Origin of the sequence: Bacillus sp. SIMBA_074, from assembly GCF_046534555.1 — a bacterium.
Lineage (GTDB): Bacteria > Bacillota > Bacilli > Bacillales > Bacillaceae_G > Bacillus_A > Bacillus_A mycoides.
The window spans coordinates 62,021-84,106 of record NZ_JAWRYM010000003.1 but is presented as its reverse complement, the minus strand read 5'-3'; the positions used below and the strand labels follow the sequence as shown (position 1 = coordinate 84,106).

The window sequence follows — 22,086 nt, the reverse complement described above, 5'->3', positions numbered from 1 at the left end:
ATTATCAGCCCGCACCAATCGGGCGTTTACGGGCAGTTAATCTCCCACCTTACTTCTTTGCCTAAGCTGAATTTTGAGGTGGGAGTCTTACTGCCCGTTAATGCGGGATAAAAAGAGCACTTTGTTTGAAAGAGAAGAGAGTGTTATAATAGTTTTTATAACTGACTAGAGTAAGGTGACGAAAGATGGATAAAAAATTACACACACTACAAAATATTGCAAATGAGCGCACATGGGCATCATTTTTGAATGATAATCATCCATATAGTTTACTTCATTGGTCAATCGCAGGTGTAGGACAAGAACCGAAAGATGTTTGGTTACTTCAAGATGAGGTAACTTTTCAAACGACGGAATTCCCAACGCTAGACGAGGCAGTAAAGTGGATTTCTGAAAATATGGAACAAGTTACAGACGTTTTAGCGCAGTAAAAAAACAGGCTTATGCAAGCCTGTTTTTTGTTTCTTTTACATATGTGTTTAAAAATTGATCGATGGCATCTTCGTACTCTTCTTTATTTTCATTATAAGAGCAAGCGTGTGCACCATGTTCTGCAATATAAAGCTGTTTATTATTTTCTTTCGCTTCATAAAGTGATTTCGTCATATCAGATAAAATATAGTCATCATCTTTACTATGAATAAAGAGAACCGGATTGTTAATATTTTTTATACAATCAATTGGTGAAACTTCACGAATTGTATAGCCATCACGAACTTTTAAAAAGGCATTTGCTAAAGGTAATAAAGGCCATTTTGGCAAATGAAACTCAACTTTCAAACGATGTTGTAACTGTCCATAAAAATCAGAGAAAGGACAATCAGCAATATAAAAATCAGCACCATCTTCTACAAGTCCTGCATATTGAAGAATAGTTGCAGCACCCATAGATTCACCATGAATTCCGAGTGTAATATTCGTTCCGAAACGATCTTTTAGCCAGTCAACTACTGACTTTAAATCATGTTTTTCATAATAGCCATAACTTGTTGTTTTACCACCGGTTTTACCATGACGGCGATGATCATAAATAAATACGTTATATCCTCTATTTAAAAATAAGTTTGCATATTTAACGGAATTCATTTTATTTACAGTCACACCGTGGCAAAAAATCATAAATTTATTGGAATGACCAGCTGGCATGTAATATCCGTGAAGTTCGTATCCGAATTGAGAAGGGATGTGAACCTCTTCTTTTTGAATAGCCTTAAAATCGTCCAAATGAAAATGCTTTTTCGTTTCGCGTTCTAAAACTTCTTCCTCTGTTTTTTTCTTCAAGTACATAACTTTATTTGTAAAGAAAATCCCAATCGCAGTTAGTGCACCTAGTATAGTAAACAATGCTGTAAAAAAACGTTTCATACTTTACCTCATCCTCCAAATACCTCTACATGTGATACACTAACATTGTATCACAATGATGTGAAAAGGGGAGAAATCGTGTATGGTTCATATACAAAAAATCACACCAGAAATGAAAGAAGCAATTCAGGATTTTATGTGTGAAAACTGGGGAAGCTCAATGATGGTCTCGCGAGGCAGAGTACATCAATTAGAAGAATTACCTGGTTTTATTGCACTTAGAAATAACAGAATAGTGGGAATTATAACATATAAAGTGATAGAAAACATGTGTGAAATTGTATCGTTAAATAGTTTTGAGGAAGGGAAGGGGATTGGTACAAAACTGGTGGATGGTGTATTGCGAGTGGCAAAAGAGAACGAATGTAAAAAGGTGTGGCTTATTACGACGAATGATAATATGAACGCACTTCGTTTTTATCAAAAACATAACTTCATGATGACGAACTTGTATATTGATGCGGTAAAGGAAGCACGAAAAATAAAGAAAGAAATTCCGTTTATTGGTTATGATAATATCGCGATTTCACATGAAATTCAGCTGGAGTATATTTTCTGAGTAGAGTGGAAATTGTGTAACAATTTTCAGAAATATAAAACAATAACCTTGACGAATGTTATATTTTGGTTTAATTTAAAATTGTAATCTATTACCATATTAAGGGGTGACGATGTGGCAACTATACGTGATGTTGCAAAATTGGCCGGTGTTTCAGTCGCAACCGTTTCAAGAGTCATTAACGAAAAAGGATATGTCCATGAAGATACGGTCAAACAAGTAAAAAAAGCAATTGAAGAATTACATTATAGACCGAATGCTACAGCAAAGCCTTTATTTAAACAGCCTTCAACGGTGATTGCATTACTTGTAGATAATTTGCATAATCCATCATACATCACTTTGCTCCGTTTCGTTGAGGAAATAGCATACAAAGAAGGGTATCAAGTAATAGTTTGTAATATAGAAAATAAGAATAGATACATAGATATGTTGGAACAAAATAACATTGCAGGCGTTATAATGACGAAATCTGTTTTTCGAAGTATAGGAGAAATCTCACTTCCTTTCGCTGTGCTTGAAGAACGACAATCTCTTATGAGCTATTATGAAAGTGGACAGAAAGCTGTTTCTTTATTAAAAGAGAAAGGCTGCCAGTTTCTTGCTTATATCGGTGAGGGAGTAGAGAGTGAAGAAATGGAAGAGCATGTGGCAGGATTTCTAGATACTGCTTGGAAAGAAGGACTTTCTTATCGAGAGGAAATTGTACAAGGGTATACGAATCAACAGTTTCTTGAATTGTTACAAAAGCATCCATACATAGATGGGGTTGTAGCTTCAAGTGATAAGGTCGCTATTGAGCTAATCAGGGCGGCGAAAACTCTTAATATTCATATACCAGGTAAGTTACAAATCATTGGATTTAACGGGAGTGTAGAGGGTGAATGGATAAGTCCATCATTAACGACGATTGGAAGTTATATCGAAGAAAATGGGGAAATAGCTTTTCAACAGTTAATAGGAAAAATAAAGAAGAAACAAGTGCGACAAGAAGAAGTGGAAACAGAATTTAGGTGCATTGAGAGAGAAACAACAAAGTAAAAGGTGCGTTTTTAAAACGCACCTTTTATAGTGTAATTGCGGCAATAAAGCCGAATATAAGTAACGGTATATTATAGTGTAGAAATGTTGGGACACATGTATCCCATATATGATGGTGCTGACCATCAGCATTTAAACCGGACGTTGGTCCAAGTGTACTATCAGATGCTGGAGAACCTGCATCACCAAGTGCACCAGCTGTACCGATAATTGCGATTGTAGCCATGGGACTAAATCCGAGCTGGACGCATAATGGTACGAAAATTGTTGTTAAGATTGGGATGGTTGAAAAGGAAGAGCCAATTCCCATCGTAACGAGAAGTCCAATAATGAGCATAAGAAATGCAGCAAGCGGTTTATTATTTCCGATTATATGTGCACTCGTTTGCACAAGAGATTCAACATGTCCAGTTTTTCGAAGAACAGCGCCAAATCCAGCGGCAGAAATCATAACAAATCCGATAAAGGACATCATACGCATTCCACTCGTTAAAATAGCATCGGCTTCTTTAAGAGGGAGGCTACCGCTAACTGATAAGACGATAATACCTGCTAAAGCACCAAAAATCATTGATTCTGTTGCTAATTGCACAGTTAATGTAGCGAGTATTGATAATAAACCCAAAGTAATGCTTCTTTTCGTATAGGGAACGATTTCATTCTGTGCAGAATGAATTTGTTCTGTTTCATATGTACGTGGTTTTCGGTATGTAATGAAAACCGCTACACATAATCCGATAATCATACCGATTGCTGGAATAGTCATCGCTTTTGGAATAAGTGCGACATCAAATGTAAGACCGCTTTGCGCAGCATTTGTTTGCAATACGTCATGATAAATTTTTCCGAACCCTGCTGGAACCCACATGTAAGGGGTAATTAACCCAAATGTAATAAGACATGTTACAAGCCTACGATCCACCCTCAGCTCATTTAATACTTTTAAAAGTGCTGGAATTAAGATTGGGATGAAGGCGATATGAACAGGGATAATATTTTGTGAGAAACAAGCCATTGTTAAAATGATAAATAATATAAGTATTTTAGAATAGACTTGTTTTTTCGTGTCTTGTTCGTTGCCGATCCATTTTAAAGCTGATTGGATCATTGCATCAGGAAGTCCTGTTTTTGAAAGGGAAATAGCAAATCCACCGAGCATTGCGTAGCTTAATGCGATAGGAGCACTGTTCCCAAGACCGGCTGTAAAAGTACTAATTGTTTCTGAAATACCGAGTCCGCCGATAAGTCCGCCTGTTAAAGCTCCAACGATAATGGCGACAATGACTTGGACACGTAACAAACTAAGCAGTAGCATGACTGCTACTGCGATGAGTACAGCGTTCATAATAAATGTAATCTCCCTAATTTTTATTCTGTTAAGGCAAGCAAGTGTTTGTAGTGACATATACTTGCGACATATCATTATAAAATGTTTTCTATGAAATGTAAAAGCGCCTTTTGTTATTAATGCTGAAAAGATAGTTCTTGTTTAATTGATTGTAAAGATTTAGCGAATAACTCAGGCTCTTCTAAATCTGGAGAATGTGCCGAGTTTGGAAACCAAATCATCTTTTTAATAGGAGCTTGAATGATATCGCAATATTGTTGAACGAGTGCATAAGGAGTTTGATAATCATAGCGACCAGAACAAAAATAAACAGGAATAGATAAACTTGAAATAGATGAAAAGAAATCGATTGTCAGCATCTCTTCCCATAAAACTCCGGATTTTAAATTTCCTGCGAGAAATTTGAACCAATCTAATAGCGTATATTCAGGAGAAAAGAAGCCTTTTCGTATGAAAGAAAAGGAAGATCCATTTTGGATTGCTCCTCCGAATGTACCAAGCCACTTTCTTTGAATAATGAGGCGTCTCGTATCTAAAAAGGGTGGTTTCCCTAATTTTAAAAGAGAAGCTAATGCCTTTTTATGGTCATGTTTTTTGGCAGAGCTAATTAAATGTTGATATAGTAATTCTTCATTTTGCTTCATATGTACGATTTGACCGATGCCGATGTATGCTTCTATATATTCGGGACATTGATTAGCGATTTGTAGTCCGATAATACTTCCCCAAGAATGACCTGCGAGAAATAGTTTTTGCTTATTAAAGCGTTTGAGAAGATATTGAATAACCTTTTTTGCATCTGAAAAAAATTGATCAATCGTAAGATTTGTTTGGATGTCCCGCCATAAAAAGGATTTACCTGCCCCTCGCTGATCCCAATTAATAACGATAAAGTGTTTTTCTAACTCTTTTTGAAAATGGCGAATAAAGCCGATTTGTGCCATACCAGGGCCGCCGTGACAGCATAATAAAATAGGCTGTTCCACGTTTTGGCCGCGTATAAGGAGAGATTGTTTCCGGTCATTAATCATAACGCTTTCTATCGTAGCGATACTGTTAGGGATTAGTTGCTTCTTTTCGTTGTAAAACTGAGGGGTGTGGCTACGAAAAAGCATATGTAAACCTCCTTTTCTTAAATGGTATGAATCGCACAGGCTCTTTCTTTTGCATATACTACTAGAAAATCATTGTATCATAACATACTGGTTTGATTTCAAGTTTAGGCGATTAAGAGAGGAGGGAGAATGTGACGATTGGAGAAATTATTGATTCTTTAAATAGACGCGAATCAATCGCTATTATAGCGAAACGGCTTGAAATGAGCCCATATACATTATCAAAGAAATTAAGGGTGATTGGATATGAATATGATGGAGAGCAGAAAAAACGTATCTTTATAGGTGATGGCGAAGAGCCACGTCATTTGCAAATCCAAGAAGCTACTGCCCTTCAATATGCAAAAACAGACTATCAATTACTAATTTATGAACAATTACAAAGCATTTATGAATTGCTAAGAAAAAGAGAAGAAGTAAGTGTTCAAATTATAAGTAAGAGCACAGAGAAAAAGAAACGAACCTTTTCGATTAATATAGAAGTATTAGCAAGACTAGATGTTATATCGGAATCAAAAGGGATTCAAAAGTCTAAAATTGTAGAAGAAGCACTACAGGAATTTTTGCAACGGTATGATGTTAATCATGAAACGTATCCAGAGAAATAAAAGAAAGGATACTATGTTCCATATAAGAGCGTGTATCCTTTCTTTTATTTCATTTTTTGTTTTGTTTCGAAAAGTAATATAGGAACCAAACGGCATGATTTTGTTCATCAGCTGCTGCGCGCCGAAATGTTTCTTTCACTTGTTGATTTGTCGTTTCGTCAGCAATTTCTAAGTAAAAATCAACTGTTCGTTGCTCATCTTGCCGAATTTCAAGGATTTGAGTTCGTTCATTTATGTCTGGAGCTAAAGTAGCTAATCTAGCATAAAAATGAATGGCGCTATATTCTCCATTAATTGCTTTCTTAATACTACGAATGTGTTTGTCGATACAATGTATCGTCATTGTTTGATAGAAATACATACAAATCTTCCCATTATAGTTTTCTATATACTACGAAGAAACAAGGGGCTATGTGCGTATCCTTTACTGTACTAGAAGAATGACAATACGTATGACTCTAAAAGAAGAAGCTCCTTGCATATAAAAGGAGCTTCTTCTTTCGAGTGTCACGCACTAGTTTGAATAGTATTTAATTGTTTTTTTGAATACGTCCATCAATAATCGGCTGAATTGGTTCTTTCACTTGTTTTACATAATCGACTAATGCTTCAAAATCGTTTGGACCAGTTTCAGCATTTTTTCCATTTTTAAAGGATACGAATCCATCACCGCCAGAAGCTAGGAAAGCATTTGCAACTACGCTATACGTTTTAGAGGGAACTAATTCTTCACCATTTGTTAAACGGATATTCGTAACCTTTTCGTTATTTGGTTTATTTGCATCCCAAGTGTATTGAATACCTGAAATTTGAAGCATTCTCGTTGCTCCTTTTTGCCATTGTTGATTTAATATATCACGAATATCTTGACCTGTTAGATCTACTTTAATTAATTGGTTTCCGAAAGGCTGAATGCCGTATAATTCGCCCCATGTAATATCTCCAGCGTCTAGATCATTACGAATTCCACCAGGATTCATAAGAGCGATTTGTGTTTGCATAGTTTGGCGCTGGGCATCCGCAACTAAATTTCCAAGTGTAGATTCACCAGCATCGTTTTGTTTACGGTCGATAGGTGCTGTGGATTTTCCGACTACTTCATTTACAAGAGGTGCGATTTTTTCTTTATATTGATCTAACTTTTGTTTTACTTGTTTATCAGGCTCTACACCTTCATGGTACGTTGTAATAACTTCAGCTTTTTTCTTCACAATATCTTTTGTTTTTCTATCAATCGTTACATCTACATCAGAGAAAGCCATCCCGTAAGAGTTCGCTTGCACGATAAGTTTATTATTTACAGTACCATTTACGTACGTATGACTATGTCCGCCGAAAATAACATCAACTTCGGGATCTGTTTCATTTGCAATGCGAGTAAGGTCACCGTTTGTTACACCAGTGTCATCAGTTGTACCTCCAACGTGTGCAAGGACTACGATAGATTTAACACCGAGACGCTTTAATTGCTGAGTAGATTTATTAATAGCTTCTACTTCATCAGTAATTTGTACATTCTTTAGCATAGTTGGCATAACGACATTCGGTGTATCCGTTGTAACAACTCCGATGAATCCTACAGGAACTCCATCTACCATTTTTACAGTAAATGGTGGTAAAAATAAGCGGCCAGTTGATTTATTATAGAAGTTTGCAGCGACATAAGGGAAGTTTGCTCCTTTGAAATTCCCTGTTTTTTCATGATATCCACCATAAATGAGGCGTCGCATTTCATCAATGCCTTCATCAAATTCATGATTTCCAATTGTACCAACATCAAACTTTAAGTCATTTAAAAATTCAATTGTTGGTTCGTCTTGTAATAATGCGGAAACTGGTGGGCTGGCTCCGACAATATCACCGGCATGTACGAGAAGTGTATTAGGGTTTTGTTTTTTGCGTTCTTTTAAATAAGTAGCTAAATAATCAGCGCCACCAGCTTCTTTATTGTTAACTTTTTTTACAGTATCTAGTTGACCATGTAAATCATTAATACCAAGCATTTGTACGTCTATGTATCGGTTTTGTTCGGCAGGAGTCTGAGATGGAGGAGCGGCGAATACGCTTGAAAAAGTAATAGTACTTAAAACAGCAACAGCAGGAATAATTTTTTTCCACATAATTAATTTCTCCTTTTTTTATAATCTGACATCATACGACATAATTTTAATAGATTACTAGGATTATATCTATATAAAAATTTAGTTTTTTCGAAAAATTAACATATTTACAAAAGATAAATAATAGAGTAGGGAACCTTTTTTATTGTCGATTTCATCATGTATCCTCTATAATGGAGAAAAAAGTAAAAGGTGAATAGTATGAAGAAAAAGAAGCAAAGACAAACACAAAGACACTCTCAAATGAATCAACCAGAGAAAGAATCACTTACACTAGGTGATCAATTGAACGATTCGTTAATGCAACAATTAAAGAATAAGAAAAAAGAGTTGCAAGTGAGAGAAGAGAAAAAAGAGGCAGCAGAACAAGAAAGAAAGCGTAAGGAACAAAAAGAACGTGAAAAGAATAAATCATTTGAAGAACTGTTAAGTGAAAGTAGCCTTACTTGGAAAGACTTTAAATAATAAAAAAATGATCAGTGAAATGCCGCTGATCATTTTTTTGACGAGTTTGTAAGAAAAGGGGAGTTAGAATGAGGAAAATTGTAGTCGTTCCGTATGAAAATCATTGGAGTGAGAAATTTCAAATGGAGGCCGAAAGATTAAAATCGGCGATGCCAGAAACGGTAAAAATCCATCATATTGGAAGTACGTCAGTGCCAGGACTAGCAGCTAAACCAATTATAGATATGATTATGGAAGTAGAGAGTATCGACAGAGTAGATCATTGGAATGAGCGATTTAAAGAGCTTGGTTACATCGTGAAAGGGGAAAATGGTACTTCAGGTCGTCGTTTTTTTATTCATGGAACTGAGGAGAAACGCTCGTATCATTTGCACGTATTTGAAAAAGGGAATCCTGAGATTACAAGGCATTTATCGTTTCGTGATTACATGATGGCTCATTGCGAAGAAGCAGAGGCATATGCAAATTTAAAGAAAGAACTAGCGGAAAAATATACATATGATGGCACGATGTATACGGAAGGAAAAAATGAGTTTGTACGTAATGTTGATGAAAAAGCGAAAGAATGGAAAGGAAATAACGTGAATGACTGAGTTCACGTTATTTTTTTAAATGTGTATAAAAGTATTATGTAAACTGTACGTATGTTTTGACTTTTTGGATGAATCTTGTTGAAATAAAGTTGTGGTTTATAAAAATGTAACAATGAAAGGGAGAAAGACTGTGCATATTCCAACAACTACACTTCATAATGGTGTGAAAATGCCGATGATTGGTCTAGGCGTTTATAAAGTGAAAGAAGGCAATGAGGTTAAACAAGCAGTAAAAACAGCATTAGAAGTTGGATACCGTTCGATTGATACAGCAACTGTATATGAAAATGAAAGCGGTGTCGGAGAAGCGGTTCGTGAATCTGGAATCTCGCGAGAAGACTTGTTTATTACAACAAAAGTTTGGAACGACGATCAAGGGTACGAGGAGACGCTCGAGGCGTTTGAAAAAAGTTTAAAGAAATTACAAATGGACTATGTAGATTTATATTTAATCCATTGGCCGATAAGAGGGAAGTATGTTGATACGTACCGTGCTCTAGAAAAGCTATATGAAGAAGGTAAAGTGCGTGCCATTGGTGTTTCTAATTTTCATAAACATCATTTAGAACTGTTATTACCAAATTGCAAAGTGAAGCCGATGGTAAACCAAGTTGAACTTCATCCAATGCTAGCGCAATTTGAATTGCGTGATTTCTGTCAAGGTGAGCAAATTCAAATGGAAGCATGGAGTCCTTTAATGAGAGGCGGCGAAGTATTCCAGCATCCAATTATTCAGGCTATTTCTAAAAAATATGAAAAGTCACCTGCACAAGTTATATTAAGGTGGGATGTTCAAAGTGGGATTGTGACTATTCCTAAATCTGTTACGCCATCTCGTATTAAAGAGAACTTTACTATTTTTGATTTCTCATTAACTGAAGAAGAGATGGATCAAATTAATACGTTAAATCGTAATTTACATGTAGGAACGAATCCTGATAAATATGATACGTTATAAAAAAAGACTGCCGCCTAGTGTTGGGGGCAGTCTTTTGCTTTTATCGGTATCAATATTTTAGCGATGCAAAGCATATGAATCATACTTAACAATCTTTTGAAGTTGTACATATTCTTCTTTCGTTAAAGATAACTGTTGGCTAGCTTGTATATTTTCTTGCAACTGTTGAATAGAGCTTGCACCAGGTATAACAGATGCAACAGCTTCATTATGTAAGCAGTATTGAATGGCCGATCCAGTTAAAGATTTTTCTCCTATAATTTCTTTTACACTCGCGAGTGTTGTATGTAATTCATCATAAGAATAGGAGAGGTAATCTTTTTCCTTTACTCTTTCTATCTTGCTTGCATTGTTGTTAGTTAAAATGCCTTTCGCAAGTGGTCCGCGTGCGATGACACTAATTTGATATTCGTTAAGCGCCTGGAACCATTCTTCAGGACGACGATTTAAAAGGCTGTACTCCATTAATACACTAACGATATTTGAACGTTTTGCATACTCACGAATGACATTTGGACGTATAGAAGAGATACCATAATGACGAATAATCCCTTCTTTTTTTAATTCTTCAAAGGCTTCAACTGTTTCATCTATAGGATCTTCAATCGTCCCGCCATGCAGTTGATATAAATCAATATAATCTGTTTGAAGTCTACGTAAACTCTCTTTTACTTCGGCCTTTATATAAGCTTTAGAAGGATCCCAAGACCAACCGTTTTTTTCTTCTGTCCATCGATTTCCAACCTTTGTTGTAAGAACAATTTGGTCGCGTTTTCCTTTCAGAGCTTTTCCAACAAATTCTTCATTTAATCCATAATCGTATAAGTCCGCTGTATCAAAAAAATTAATTCCTAAATCGATTGCCTCATCGATAATACGCATAGCTTCAGCCTCAGATGCACCGAGAGACATACAGCCAAATCCAATTTCCGTAACATATAAATCTGAGTTTCCTAATTGACGTTTTTTCATAGGTCAACCTCCTTACCTTTATTGTACGAAAGGGGAAGGAGGTTGACAAACGTTTACTTTTTATTTGCTGTAATCCACTCTTGTACAGTTGTATACTCTTTTCCATATTGTTTTAGCTTATGACGAATTTGCCATGCTTTGCCGACTAAAGTGACGCGATTTGGTAAAATGTAAACTTTCATTTCTATCACGCTCCTTTCAATGTGGTAAAATGTATGAAGAACGATTAGGAAATAGAACAGGGAGATGAAGTAGTATGAGTAATCTTGCAGAAAGAACAGTAAAAACTGAACCGATTTTTGATGGTAGAGTTATAAAAGTTCGTGTTGATGATGTAGTATTACCAAATGGAGAAATGAGTAAACGTGAAATCGTAAATCACCCTGGGGCAGTTGCTATTATTGCTATTACTGATGAGGGGAAAATTGTACTCGTTGAGCAGTATCGTAAAGCTCTCGAAAAGGCAATTGTGGAAATTCCTGCTGGGAAGTTAGAACCTGGGGAAAAGCCAGAGGTAACAGCAGTTCGTGAATTAGAAGAAGAAACAGGATATGTATGTGAAAATATGGAGCTTATTACATCTTTCTATACATCACCTGGTTTTGCAGATGAGATTTTATATGTATATAAAGCGACAGGATTAAAACAAAAAGAAAATAAAGCAGCTTTAGATGAAGATGAATTTGTGGAATTAATGGAAGTGTCATTAGAAGAAGCGATTGATCTTATGAAAGACCTTCGCATACATGATGCTAAGACGATGTTTGCAGTACAATATTTACAATTACAAAAATAAACACTCGCCTAAGGCGAGTGTTTTTAGTTGATTTTTGCATATACACGTGCATCGCGTAAGCTGCCATCGGGTGCTAGGAAATCATTTTCCATTGTACCTTCTAAAATAAATTCTAGACGTTCTGCTAAGTTACATGCGTTTATATTTGTTGCATCAGTACGAATTTCAATTCTTCTAGCACCTAGTTTATCAAATGCAAATTGAATCGCACCTTTAATGGCTTCTGTCATATAGCCATGCTTTGTATAAGCGCTATGTAGCCAAAAGTGAAGTGAAAACTTTGGAATATCCCAGTTTTCAGGCTTGAGTGTAATAGCTCCGATGAATGTACCAGATACTTTATCGTATAAGTGGAAATCAAGTGTTTCACGAAGTAAAAACTGTCCGTGAGCTTCGCGAACAATTTCTTCAGCACGTTCTTCTGTTTCAGCTGTAATTGGCATCCATGGTAATAAGTCTTCTAGCGAAGCTTGGATTGCTTCATATACTTCTGTTCCATCACCTGGAAACGGCTTACGCACTTGCAAGCGCTCAGTTTGAAATAATGTTGGAAAATCTAATAATAATGGTTTCAAGAGAAATCCCTCCTATTCTCTACTTTTTAGTTTAGCAAAGTAGAGCGGAATTTCAATGCTAATTCGTCATACTTTTTTTCTTTCTTTCATACATTTTTAGTAAGAGTGTGAACGGAGGGAAGGAAAATGTGGCGAAAAACGTGGCAAGACCGTGTAATGTCTCACATACAGGAAAATTCTTCACTATATATATTTAATGCGGTTTTATTACTGATGGGAGTAATATTTGGAGCGATTCTTGTGAATAGTTTACAAATAAACCAAAAGCAAGATTTATCATTTTATTTACAGCGTTTTTTTGGACAAGTTTCTAAAGGAGAATTTGCTGTCGCAGGCGAAATGTTTCGAGAAAGTTACTTTTCGCAATTAAAATATATCGGCTTTATTTGGATTTTGGGGATTTCAATTATTGGGTTGCCGCTCATTTTTATCTTACTATTTTTAAAAGGGGTAGTTGTTGGATTTACAGTAGGTTTTTTAGTAAGTCAGCACGGATGGAATGGACTATTATTAGCATTTGTATCTGTATTGCCACAAAATTTAATTATAATTCCTGTATTTCTCGTAATGACAACAATTGCTGCAAGCTTTTCCTTACGCATGATTAGGCATCAATTTATTCGGAAAATAACTGAGCCACTATTACCGTTATTAATTCGCTATACATGCTTTTTTCTCGTGATTGGAGCGGTATTAGCTATTGCTTCCAGTGTCGAAGTGTATGCATCACCAGTTTTAATGAAAGAAGTTGTGGAGGCTATTAACAAACAATAAATACTTTTTGAGAATAATTATCAATTTGTTTTTATTGTTTTTCTTTTGACAGGAGCCCTTCTTCTGATATAATGGTGTAAGAGTGGCGAGGAGGGAGTAGTACCGAATGGAAGAAAGAATTGAACGAATTAAGAAGCAATTACATGCAGCGAGCTATAAATTGACACCACAACGTGAAGCAACAGTTCGTGTGCTGCTAGAAAATGAAGAAGATCATTTAAGCGCAGAAGATGTATACCTCCTTGTAAAAGAAAAGTCGCCAGAGATCGGATTAGCAACCGTTTATCGAACTTTAGAGTTATTGTCTGAGTTGAAAGTTGTCGATAAAATTAACTTTGGAGACGGTGTTTCGCGTTATGACTTACGCCAAGAAGGTGCACAGCGTTTCCATCATCATTTAATCTGTACACAATGCGGTGCTGTACAAGAAATACAAGAAGATTTACTTGGTGAAGTGGAGAATAAAGTGGAACGAGACTGGAGCTTTAAGGTGAAAGATCATCGTTTAACATTCCATGGGATTTGTAAAAATTGTCAAGAAAATGAAACGGATGAAAAATAACCTTTTCCTATTTAACTAGGAAGAGGTTTTTTATTTGAATAAGGTATAAATTGGTGAAAGCTTGGCATATGTTGTAATAACTTATATTTTGGAGGAATTTACAATGCGCCGAGCTTTAAAATTAACTTTTGATGGGATGAAAGTATTTTTATTATTTACAAGTTGTACGATTTTGTTTTATTTCGCTATACTATGGATAAATGAAGAATATGAAAGTTACCATCGTTATGAAAAGCCAAAAGAAGAGACTGTAGAAAAAGTATCAGGGAATGAGGAGCCGGAAAAGGATGCTTTCGTAAATAGAATGATGTTTTTCTATGAAAATGGGGAGTAGTGTAGATTGGAAGATCAATTAAAAGATTTTATTCATTATATGATTGTTGAAAAAGGTTTAGCGAAAAATACAGTTGTATCTTATGAACGCGATTTAAAAAGCTATGTGAAGTATTTGCAAAATGTAGAACAAACGAAGACGTTTCATGAAGTGACACGCTTGCATATTGTTAACTTTTTGCAGCATTTAAAAGAAAACGGGAAATCTTCAAAAACATTGGCGCGTCATATTGCATCGATTCGTTCGTTTCATCAATTTTTACTTCGTGAACGAGCAGTAGAGCATGACCCATCGGTACATATTGAAACGCCACAAGGGGAACGAAAATTACCAAAAGTATTATCAATCGACGAAGTGGAAGCATTGCTTCAAACACCGAAAACTGCAAGTGCTTTTGGGATTCGTGATAAGGCAATGTTAGAGTTGTTGTATGCAACAGGACTTCGTGTTTCAGAATTAATTGCATTAAATTTAGAAGATGTGCACTTAACGATGGGATTTGTTCGCTGTATCGGGAAAGGGAACAAAGAAAGAATTATTCCACTAGGAAGCTTAGCGACAGAAGCGATTCAAAAGTATATTGAAAAAGGAAGAAGAGAATTGATGGGTAAAAAAGCAGTAGATGCGCTCTTTTTAAACCATCATGGTAATCGATTATCGAGACAGGGATTTTGGAAAATTTTAAAACGGCTAGCGAAAGAAGCGAATATAGCAAAAGAGCTTACACCGCATACGTTGCGTCACTCTTTTGCTACGCATCTATTAGAAAATGGGGCAGACTTACGTGCTGTACAGGAAATGCTTGGACATGCAGATATTTCGACGACACAAATTTATACGCACGTTTCAAAAACTAGATTAAAAGATGTATATAAACAGTTTCACCCGAGAGCATAGTCACTATGCTCTTTTTTCATAGATTAAGAAGAGTGAACCATTTCACAGAAACTTCACAAACATTTCGTACATTGTTTTCAGCAGAAGACTAGAATATTACAATGTATTTCCTCTATACTAAGGAAAGTATGAAGGAGGAAATGAAGATGAAAAAACTTATTATTACATTATTTATCGCGATGCTAGCATTGGCTGGCTGTAATACAAACAAAGAAGAACCGAAAAAAGAACAAAAACTTGAAGCTGTAAAAGTAGCAGTTCAAACGAATCCGAAAGAAATTAAACCAGGTGAAAAAACAGAAGTACAAGCACTTGTTACACAAGGAAAAGAAAAAGTAACAGATGCTGATGATGTAAAGTTTGAAATTTGGAAAGATGGCGACGAGAAGCGCGAGATGCTAGATGGTAAGCATAAAGGGAAAGGGGTTTATGCTGTAGAAAAAACATTCGAAACGGATGGAGTATATCATGTTATTGCTCATACAAATGCACGTGAAATGCATGTTATGCCAGAAGTAAAAGTGGCTGTGGGAAATGCAAAAGTTGAAGATGCGAAAAAAGAAGAAGGTCATGGGGATCATAAAAGTGATACGATGATACATCTTATGGCTGGTGATATTAAAGCAAATGCTGAGTCAACAATGAAAGTTCATTTAAAACAAAAAGAAGAAGCGTTAACTGGTGCTGAAGTACAACTTGAGATTTGGAAAGACGGCGTTGAAAAACACGAATTTATTCCGGCGAAAGAAGGGAATAAAGGGGAGTATGAAAGTAAACATACTTTCAAAGAGAATGGTGCTTATAAAGTGAAAGTTCATGTAAGAAAAGGTGAACTACATGAACATAAAGAAGAAACAGTAGAAGTAAAATAAAAAGTAGCTCTTTAGAGCTGCTTTTTATTTTAGGAAATAAGTCATGAAATGATTAGCACTTCTTTGCAGAATGGATTACAATAGAAGGGTAAAGAAAATGAGAAATTCTACGAAAATGTATTAAAAAGAAAGCGTAAACATGTTATGATATCAATATCAGATGTCTGACATCTGACTTGGAAAAACCTAGAAGTTTTTTGGTTCGTTTGAAAGTAAAACGAAAAAGTTAGAGAATGATTTAAAGCAGTACTGTTTAATAATGAGGACGAAAGATAATTCCCATTGATAACAGTTTCACTTTATAGCGTTTTGAACATACTACAAGAAGTAGAACTGAACATATAGGAGGTTGCAGTTATGAATAAATATAAACGTATTTTCCTAGTCGTAATGGACTCTGTGGGAATCGGTGAAGCACCGGATGCTGAGCAGTTTGGTGATTTAGGTTCTGATACAATTGGTCATATCGCTGAACATATGAATGGATTACACATGCCAAACATGGTGAAATTAGGCCTTGGTAATATTCGTGAAATGAAAGGAATCTCTAAAGTAGAGAAACCGCTTGGATATTATACAAAAATGCAAGAGAAATCTACAGGTAAAGATACAATGACAGGTCACTGGGAAATCATGGGCCTTTACATTGATACACCATTCCAAGTGTTTCCTGAAGGATTCCCGAAAGAATTACTTGATGAATTAGAAGAAAAGACAGGTCGTAAAATTATCGGTAATAAACCAGCCTCTGGAACTGAGATTCTTGATGAGCTTGGTCAAGAACAAATGGAAACAGGTTCTTTAATTGTTTACACTTCTGCTGATAGTGTATTACAGATCGCAGCTCATGAAGAAGTAGTACCACTTGAAGAGCTATATAAAATTTGTAAAATCGCACGTGAATTAACATTAGATGAGAAGTACATGGTAGGACGTGTTATCGCTCGTCCGTTCGTTGGAGAGCCAGGAAACTTCACACGTACACCAAATCGTCATGACTATGCATTAAAACCATTTGGTCGCACAGTAATGAATGAACTTAAAGATAGCGATTATGATGTAATTGCTATTGGTAAAATTGCTGATATTTATGATGGAGAAGGTGTAACTGAATCACTTCGTACGAAATCAAATATGGATGGAATGGACAAGCTTGTAGATACATTAAATATGGACTTTACAGGTATTAGCTTCTTAAACTTAGTTGACTTTGATGCCTTATTTGGTCATCGCCGTGACCCACAAGGGTACGGAGAAGCTCTACAAGAATATGACGCACGTCTTCCAGAAGTATTCGAAAAACTAAAAGAAGATGATTTATTATTAATTACAGCAGACCATGGTAATGATCCAGTACATCCTGGTACTGATCATACACGTGAATATGTACCGTTATTAGCATATAGCCCAAGCATGAAAGAAGGCGGACAAGAGTTATCACTTCGTCAAACATTTGCTGATATTGGTGCAACTGTAGCAGAAAACTTTAATGTTAAAATGCCAGAACATGGAACAAGCTTCTTAAACGAGCTAAAGAAATAGGGGGATAAACAGATGAATCGTGAACTAATTACAAAATCAGCTTCATACTTAAAAGAGAAATTTCAAGAGACACCACAAGTAGGACTAATCCTTGGATCTGGACTAGGTGTATTAGCAGATGAAATCGAGAACGCAGTAACAGTACCATACAGTGAAATCCCTGAATTCCCAGTTTCAACTGTAGAAGGACATGCAGGTCAACTTGTATTCGGTACACTTCAAGGTGTAACAGTAGTAGCAATGCAAGGACGTTTCCATTTCTATGAAGGATACGATATGCAAAAAGTAACATTCCCAGTTCGTGTTATGAAAGAACTAGGTGTAGAAACAGTTGTTGTAACGAACGCAGCTGGTGGTGTAAATACATCATTTGAACCAGGCGATCTTATGTTAATTTCAGACCATATTAACTTCATGGGTACGAACCCATTAATCGGACCAAATGATTCTGAAATGGGTGTACGTTTCCCTGATATGTCTACATCATATACGCCAGAACTTCGCGAAATGGCGAAACAAGTTGCAGCAGATTTAAATATTAAAGTACAAGAAGGTGTATATGTTGGAATGACAGGTCCTGTATATGAAACACCTGCTGAAATTCGTATGCTTCGTACACTTGGCGGAGATGCAGTTGGTATGTCAACAGTACCAGAAGTAATTGTAGCTCGTCATGCAGGTATGAAAGTACTAGGTATTTCTTGTATTTCAAATATGGCAGCTGGTATTTTAGATCAACCACTTCACCACGATGAAGTAATTGAAACGACAGAACGTGTTAAAGCTAATTTCTTAGCATTAGTAAAAGCAATTGTAAAACAAATGAAGGGGTGACTTCACAATGAGAATGGTGGACCTAATTGCAAAAAAACGTGATGGACATGCATTAACGACAGAAGAAATTAACTTTATCGTTGAAGGATATACAAATGGTAGTATTCCAGATTATCAAATGAGTTCATTTGCAATGGCAATTTTCTTCCAAGATATGAATGATCAAGAACGTGCAGATTTAACGATGGCAATGGTAAATAGCGGTGATACAATTGACTTATCAGCCATTGAAGGGGTAAAAGTAGATAAGCATTCAACGGGTGGAGTTGGTGATACAACGACACTTGTATTAGGTCCATTAGTAGCTGCTTTAGGTGTACCAGTTGCGAAAATGTCTGGACGAGGTCTAGGACATACGGGTGGTACAATTGATAAATTAGAAGCAGTACCAGGATTCCATGTGGAAATTGAAAATGATGAATTCATGCGTCTTGTAAATGAAAATAAAATCGCTGTTATTGGTCAAAGTGGAAACTTAACACCTGCTGATAAAAAGTTATATGCGCTTCGTGATGTAACTGCAACAGTAAATTCAATTCCTCTTATCGCTAGCTCAATTATGAGTAAGAAAATTGCTGCTGGTGCAGATGCAATTGTTCTTGATGTAAAAACTGGAGCAGGCGCGTTTATGAAAACGGATGGAGATGCAAAGCGTTTAGCAGAAGCAATGGTACGCATCGGTAATAACGTTGGTCGTAATACGATGGCGGTTATTTCTGATATGAGTCAGCCGCTTGGTGAAGCAATTGGTAATGCATTAGAAGTACAAGAAGCAATTGATACATTACAAGGTAAGGGACCGAAAGATTTAGAAGAGTTATGTTTAACACTTGGAAGTCAGATGGTGTACCTTGCTGGACAAGCTTCATCTTTAGAAGATGCACGTGAAAAGTTAATTGAAGTAATGAACAATGGTAAAGCGCTAGAATCATTTAAAACGTTCTTATCCGCGCAAGGCGGCGATGCATCTGTTGTTGATGATCCTTCTAAATTGCCACAAGCACAATTTAAAATTGAAGTGGAAGCGAAAGAAGACGGTTACGTATCGGAAATCGTTGCAGATGAAATCGGAACAGCAGCAATGCTTTTAGGAGCAGGGCGTGCAACGAAAGAGTCTGAAATTGATTTAGCAGTTGGTCTAATGCTTCGCAAAAAAGTAGGCGATAGCGTGAAAAAAGGTGACTCTCTTGTTACAATTTACGCAAACCGCGAAAATGTTGAAGACGTAAAAGCGAAAATTTATGAGAACATGAAAATCGCTAAAGATCACGTAGATGCACCAACTTTAGTACACGGTATTGTAACGAAGTAATAAAAAAAGCTGAGGAGATTTCTCCTTGGCTTTTTTTACTATTTTTTGTTTATAATAGTAAAGGGTGAAATTATGATTAGAATTTGTGCAATAACGAAAAAAAATGAAGTTTTATATGATGTGTCGCTAGAAGAAACGAGACAAGAAAACATCGTATGGTATTGGCTTGATTTATATAAGCCGACGAAAGAGGAGTATACATATATTTTACAAGATCACTTCAAATTCCATCCCCTTGCAATTGAAGATTGTGTAGAGTATGTACAGAGGCCAAAGGTAGATTTTTATGATGGATATAACTTTTTAGTTCTCCATGCATTCGGAGAAGACGGATTAGAACCGCATGAAATCGATTTATTTGTTAGTGATCGATATATAGTCTCTTTTCACTTCTCTCATAATAATGCGATTGAAAGAGTATGGAAAACGCTCGGTGAGAAGAAACGTATTAAGAAGAGTCCTTTAAATGTAGCACATACAATTATTGACCAAATTGTAGATGATTATTTCGCACCTGTATATTACATTGAAGACCATTTAAATGCAATTGATGATAATTTAACGGGTGAGACAGCAGGAAGTGTGCTAGAAGAGGTATTTGATATTCGGACAGATTTATCTAAGCTAAGGCGTACGATTATTCCGATGCGTGATTTATTGTATCGCATTTTAAATTCAACTCGTTTTTACGGTATAAGCGATCATGAAATTTATTTTAAAGACATACATGATCATTTGCTTAAACTGACAGAGATGATTGAAGCGAGCCGTGAATTGACGGCAGATATTCGAGATAGTTACTTTTCATTGAATTCCCACCATATGAACAATATTATGAAAACATTAACTGTTTTCTCAACTATTTTCATGCCGTTAACATTTATTGCAGGGGTATACGGCATGAACTTCGCACATATGCCAGAGCTTGGCGGGAAGTATAGTTATTTTATTTGCTTAATTTTAATGGCATTAATTGGCGGCGGAATGATGGCTTGGTTTTATAAAAAAGGTTGGTTTAAGTAAAAAAACACCGAGGATTTCCTCGGTGTTTTTTTCTTAGCCAATAGCGTGTAATACGAACATGGCTAAGAATAAGCATGTAATAATATACATGGACGGTGCGACTTCTTTACGCTTTCCAAGTGCAACTTTCAAGATAGGATAAGCAATAAATCCGAACGCAATGCCATCAGCGATACTATATGTGAGCGGGATCATAACGATAATTAAAAACGCTGGAAATCCTTCTGAAAAGTCGTTCAGAGGAATTTGTTGAATGCTTGTAATCATCAGACCGCCAATAATAATTAAGATTGGTGCAATGGCACTATCAGGAATTATTTTGACAAACGGAAGCGCAAACAGTGATGCGAAGAATAACAACCCTGTAACGATAGACGTCAGACCTGTTTTTCCGCCTGCAGTAATACCTGCGGCACTCTCTACTGTTGAAACGGTAGGGCTTGTGCCAAATAGACCACATGTCATTGCTGAAATTGCATTTGCTTGGTAAGCACGTGGGAATTTACGATCATCTTCTAATAAACCGTGTAGTAGTCCCATGTTCTCAAAAATAAGCACCATGCTTAAGGAGAATGTTGCAATCCAAAATGGTAAGGAAGAAAGTTTCCCAAATGACATAGCTCCAAACACATCGCCATAATTAGCGAATGAAAACGAACTATTTCCCATTTGACTCGTATCAACAAGACCAAACAGCCATGCAATACCAGTTCCAATTGCAATCGTCCATAAAAAGTTTCCACGTACGTTACGAACAAATAGCACAAGTGCCACAATAAGAGTAAGTAGTGTTGCAAGAACGACAGGACTACTTAATTTCCCCATTGCAACAGCAGTATTAGGATGCGAAACGACTAAACCACCTTTTTGCAAGCCTATGAAAGCTAAAAACAACCCGATACCGACAGTGATCGCTTCCTTTAATGACTTTGGAATCGATACCGAAAGCACGCGAGCAATTGGTGTAAAAGCAGCAATTGCAAAAATAATACCGGCGATAAAAACAGCTGCCAATGCTTCTTGCCAAGCTAAACCGAGCGTATGCACAGCAGTGTACGTGAAGAATGCATTTACACCCATACCAGGGACAAGAATAGCAGGTGCATTTGCCCAAAATGCCATAAGTAGACATCCGACAAATGAACTGAAAACAGTTGCCAAAATTCCTGCTTCAAGAGGAATGCCGGCATCTGATAAGATTGACGCATTTACAATCATAATATAAACGATTGTGAAAAATGACGTGACTCCAGCTAAAACTTCTTGTTTTGGTGATGTTTGGTGTAAGTCTAATTTAAATGTTCTTTCAAGTATTCCTTTCATGTTAAACCTTCTTTTTCATATCCCTCTCCCACCCGTGATATCTCTTATGTAAGAGCTCACCGTCCTTTATTATATCAGAACATCATGTTTTTACAACA

26 protein-coding genes are annotated in these 22,086 nt (G+C 36.3%); 17 read left to right on the top strand and 9 right to left on the bottom strand.

Annotated features, from left to right (window positions below):
- Window positions 1-185 precede the first annotated feature (185 nt).
- A complete protein-coding gene (locus SB773_RS04975) occupies window positions 186-431 on the top strand; it encodes a DUF2552 family protein (protein WP_002014992.1) in 246 nt (81 codons plus the stop codon).
- A gap of 10 nt (window positions 432-441) precedes the next feature.
- Here SB773_RS04975 and SB773_RS04970 read toward each other — a convergent pair whose 3' ends face one another.
- Window positions 442-1,365, bottom strand: coding sequence for an alpha/beta hydrolase (locus SB773_RS04970; protein WP_044442712.1), 924 nt, complete (start codon window positions 1,363-1,365; stop codon window positions 442-444).
- Window positions 1,366-1,447: 82 nt separating this feature from the next.
- On the opposite strand from SB773_RS04970, the gene SB773_RS04965 reads away from it, so the two are divergent.
- Complete coding sequence (locus tag SB773_RS04965) at window positions 1,448-1,924, top strand: GNAT family N-acetyltransferase (RefSeq protein WP_289404608.1); 477 nt, start codon at window positions 1,448-1,450, stop codon at window positions 1,922-1,924.
- A gap of 114 nt (window positions 1,925-2,038) precedes the next feature.
- Complete coding sequence (locus SB773_RS04960) at window positions 2,039-2,965, top strand: LacI family DNA-binding transcriptional regulator (RefSeq protein WP_002014951.1); 927 nt, start codon at window positions 2,039-2,041, stop codon at window positions 2,963-2,965.
- A gap of 25 nt (window positions 2,966-2,990) precedes the next feature.
- Here SB773_RS04960 and SB773_RS04955 read toward each other — a convergent pair whose 3' ends face one another.
- Entirely contained in the window at window positions 2,991-4,310 is a 1,320-nt protein-coding gene (locus SB773_RS04955) for a Na+/H+ antiporter family protein (RefSeq protein ID WP_002014950.1), read from the bottom strand.
- A 119-nt stretch (window positions 4,311-4,429) separates the two neighbouring features.
- Window positions 4,430-5,428 (bottom strand): alpha/beta fold hydrolase, encoded by a 999-nt coding sequence (locus tag SB773_RS04950; protein ID WP_002128974.1) that lies wholly within the window; start codon window positions 5,426-5,428, stop codon window positions 4,430-4,432.
- A gap of 131 nt (window positions 5,429-5,559) precedes the next feature.
- Here SB773_RS04950 and SB773_RS04945 point away from each other — a divergent pair, with 131 nt between their 5' ends.
- A complete protein-coding gene (locus tag SB773_RS04945; RefSeq protein WP_002014948.1) occupies window positions 5,560-6,036 on the top strand; it encodes a ribbon-helix-helix domain-containing protein in 477 nt (158 codons plus the stop codon).
- Window positions 6,037-6,085: 49 nt separating this feature from the next.
- Here SB773_RS04945 and SB773_RS04940 read toward each other — a convergent pair whose 3' ends face one another.
- The gene (locus tag SB773_RS04940; RefSeq protein ID WP_410588860.1) at window positions 6,086-6,397 is read right to left on the bottom strand and encodes a ferritin-like domain-containing protein; all 312 of its coding nucleotides are present in this window, start codon (window positions 6,395-6,397) and stop codon (window positions 6,086-6,088) included.
- Window positions 6,398-6,566: 169 nt separating this feature from the next.
- Complete coding sequence (locus SB773_RS04935) at window positions 6,567-8,156, bottom strand: bifunctional metallophosphatase/5'-nucleotidase (protein WP_060749659.1); 1,590 nt, start codon at window positions 8,154-8,156, stop codon at window positions 6,567-6,569.
- A 201-nt stretch (window positions 8,157-8,357) separates the two neighbouring features.
- On the opposite strand from SB773_RS04935, the gene SB773_RS04930 reads away from it, so the two are divergent.
- From SB773_RS04930 to SB773_RS04920, 3 genes are all read left to right on the top strand, one after another.
- Window positions 8,358-8,621 (top strand): YqkE family protein, encoded by a 264-nt coding sequence (locus SB773_RS04930; RefSeq protein WP_002014945.1) that lies wholly within the window; start codon window positions 8,358-8,360, stop codon window positions 8,619-8,621.
- 68 nt (window positions 8,622-8,689) lie between these two features.
- The gene (locus SB773_RS04925; RefSeq protein ID WP_410588857.1) at window positions 8,690-9,214 is read left to right on the top strand and encodes a GrpB family protein; all 525 of its coding nucleotides are present in this window, start codon (window positions 8,690-8,692) and stop codon (window positions 9,212-9,214) included.
- A 130-nt stretch (window positions 9,215-9,344) separates the two neighbouring features.
- Complete coding sequence (locus SB773_RS04920) at window positions 9,345-10,172, top strand: aldo/keto reductase (protein WP_410589086.1); 828 nt, start codon at window positions 9,345-9,347, stop codon at window positions 10,170-10,172.
- A 57-nt stretch (window positions 10,173-10,229) separates the two neighbouring features.
- Here the strand turns inward: SB773_RS04920 and SB773_RS04915 are convergent, their stop codons facing one another.
- On the bottom strand, window positions 10,230-11,144 hold the full coding sequence (locus SB773_RS04915; RefSeq protein WP_105589654.1) for an aldo/keto reductase: 915 nt from the start codon (window positions 11,142-11,144) through the stop codon (window positions 10,230-10,232).
- Window positions 11,145-11,197: 53 nt separating this feature from the next.
- Entirely contained in the window at window positions 11,198-11,326 is a 129-nt protein-coding gene (gene mciZ / locus SB773_RS04910) for a Z-ring formation inhibitor MciZ (protein WP_000870295.1), read from the bottom strand.
- Window positions 11,327-11,400: 74 nt separating this feature from the next.
- Here mciZ and SB773_RS04905 point away from each other — a divergent pair, with 74 nt between their 5' ends.
- Window positions 11,401-11,940 carry an NUDIX domain-containing protein gene (locus SB773_RS04905; RefSeq protein WP_002014941.1) on the top strand — a complete coding sequence of 180 codons (540 nt, stop codon included), beginning with the start codon at window positions 11,401-11,403 and terminating at the stop codon, window positions 11,938-11,940.
- A gap of 23 nt (window positions 11,941-11,963) precedes the next feature.
- On the opposite strand, the gene SB773_RS04900 is transcribed toward SB773_RS04905, so the two are convergent.
- Window positions 11,964-12,515: a GNAT family N-acetyltransferase gene (locus SB773_RS04900; RefSeq protein WP_002033881.1), complete on the bottom strand. Its 552-nt coding sequence runs from the start codon at window positions 12,513-12,515 to the stop codon at window positions 11,964-11,966.
- A gap of 126 nt (window positions 12,516-12,641) precedes the next feature.
- On the opposite strand from SB773_RS04900, the gene spoIIM reads away from it, so the two are divergent.
- The 9 genes from spoIIM to corA all read left to right on the top strand — a co-directional run bounded on the left by spoIIM (window position 12,642) and on the right by corA (window position 20,665).
- Window positions 12,642-13,289 (top strand): stage II sporulation protein M, encoded by a 648-nt coding sequence (spoIIM, locus tag SB773_RS04895; RefSeq protein WP_002014939.1) that lies wholly within the window; start codon window positions 12,642-12,644, stop codon window positions 13,287-13,289.
- Between the two features lie 106 nt (window positions 13,290-13,395).
- Window positions 13,396-13,851, top strand: coding sequence for a ferric iron uptake transcriptional regulator (gene fur / locus SB773_RS04890; RefSeq protein ID WP_000392654.1), 456 nt, complete (start codon window positions 13,396-13,398; stop codon window positions 13,849-13,851).
- A 103-nt stretch (window positions 13,852-13,954) separates the two neighbouring features.
- Window positions 13,955-14,185, top strand: coding sequence for a YqzK family protein (locus SB773_RS04885; RefSeq protein ID WP_002088473.1), 231 nt, complete (start codon window positions 13,955-13,957; stop codon window positions 14,183-14,185).
- Between the two features lie 6 nt (window positions 14,186-14,191).
- Window positions 14,192-15,082, top strand: a complete 891-nt coding sequence (gene xerD, locus SB773_RS04880) for a site-specific tyrosine recombinase XerD (RefSeq protein WP_002067028.1) — start codon at window positions 14,192-14,194, stop codon at window positions 15,080-15,082.
- Between the two features lie 140 nt (window positions 15,083-15,222).
- Complete coding sequence (locus SB773_RS04875; protein WP_087945154.1) at window positions 15,223-15,954, top strand: FixH family protein; 732 nt, start codon at window positions 15,223-15,225, stop codon at window positions 15,952-15,954.
- 357 nt (window positions 15,955-16,311) lie between these two features.
- Entirely contained in the window at window positions 16,312-17,496 is a 1,185-nt protein-coding gene (gene deoB / locus SB773_RS04870; protein WP_002192599.1) for a phosphopentomutase, read from the top strand.
- Between the two features lie 12 nt (window positions 17,497-17,508).
- The gene (locus SB773_RS04865; protein ID WP_001078443.1) at window positions 17,509-18,330 is read left to right on the top strand and encodes a purine-nucleoside phosphorylase; all 822 of its coding nucleotides are present in this window, start codon (window positions 17,509-17,511) and stop codon (window positions 18,328-18,330) included.
- A gap of 7 nt (window positions 18,331-18,337) precedes the next feature.
- Window positions 18,338-19,642 (top strand): pyrimidine-nucleoside phosphorylase, encoded by a 1,305-nt coding sequence (locus SB773_RS04860; RefSeq protein ID WP_410588851.1) that lies wholly within the window; start codon window positions 18,338-18,340, stop codon window positions 19,640-19,642.
- A gap of 72 nt (window positions 19,643-19,714) precedes the next feature.
- Window positions 19,715-20,665: a magnesium/cobalt transporter CorA gene (gene corA, locus SB773_RS04855; protein ID WP_002033891.1), complete on the top strand. Its 951-nt coding sequence runs from the start codon at window positions 19,715-19,717 to the stop codon at window positions 20,663-20,665.
- A 33-nt stretch (window positions 20,666-20,698) separates the two neighbouring features.
- Here the strand turns inward: corA and SB773_RS04850 are convergent, their stop codons facing one another.
- Window positions 20,699-21,988 (bottom strand): NCS2 family permease, encoded by a 1,290-nt coding sequence (locus SB773_RS04850; RefSeq protein WP_002192601.1) that lies wholly within the window; start codon window positions 21,986-21,988, stop codon window positions 20,699-20,701.
- Window positions 21,989-22,086: the final 98 nt, after the last annotated feature.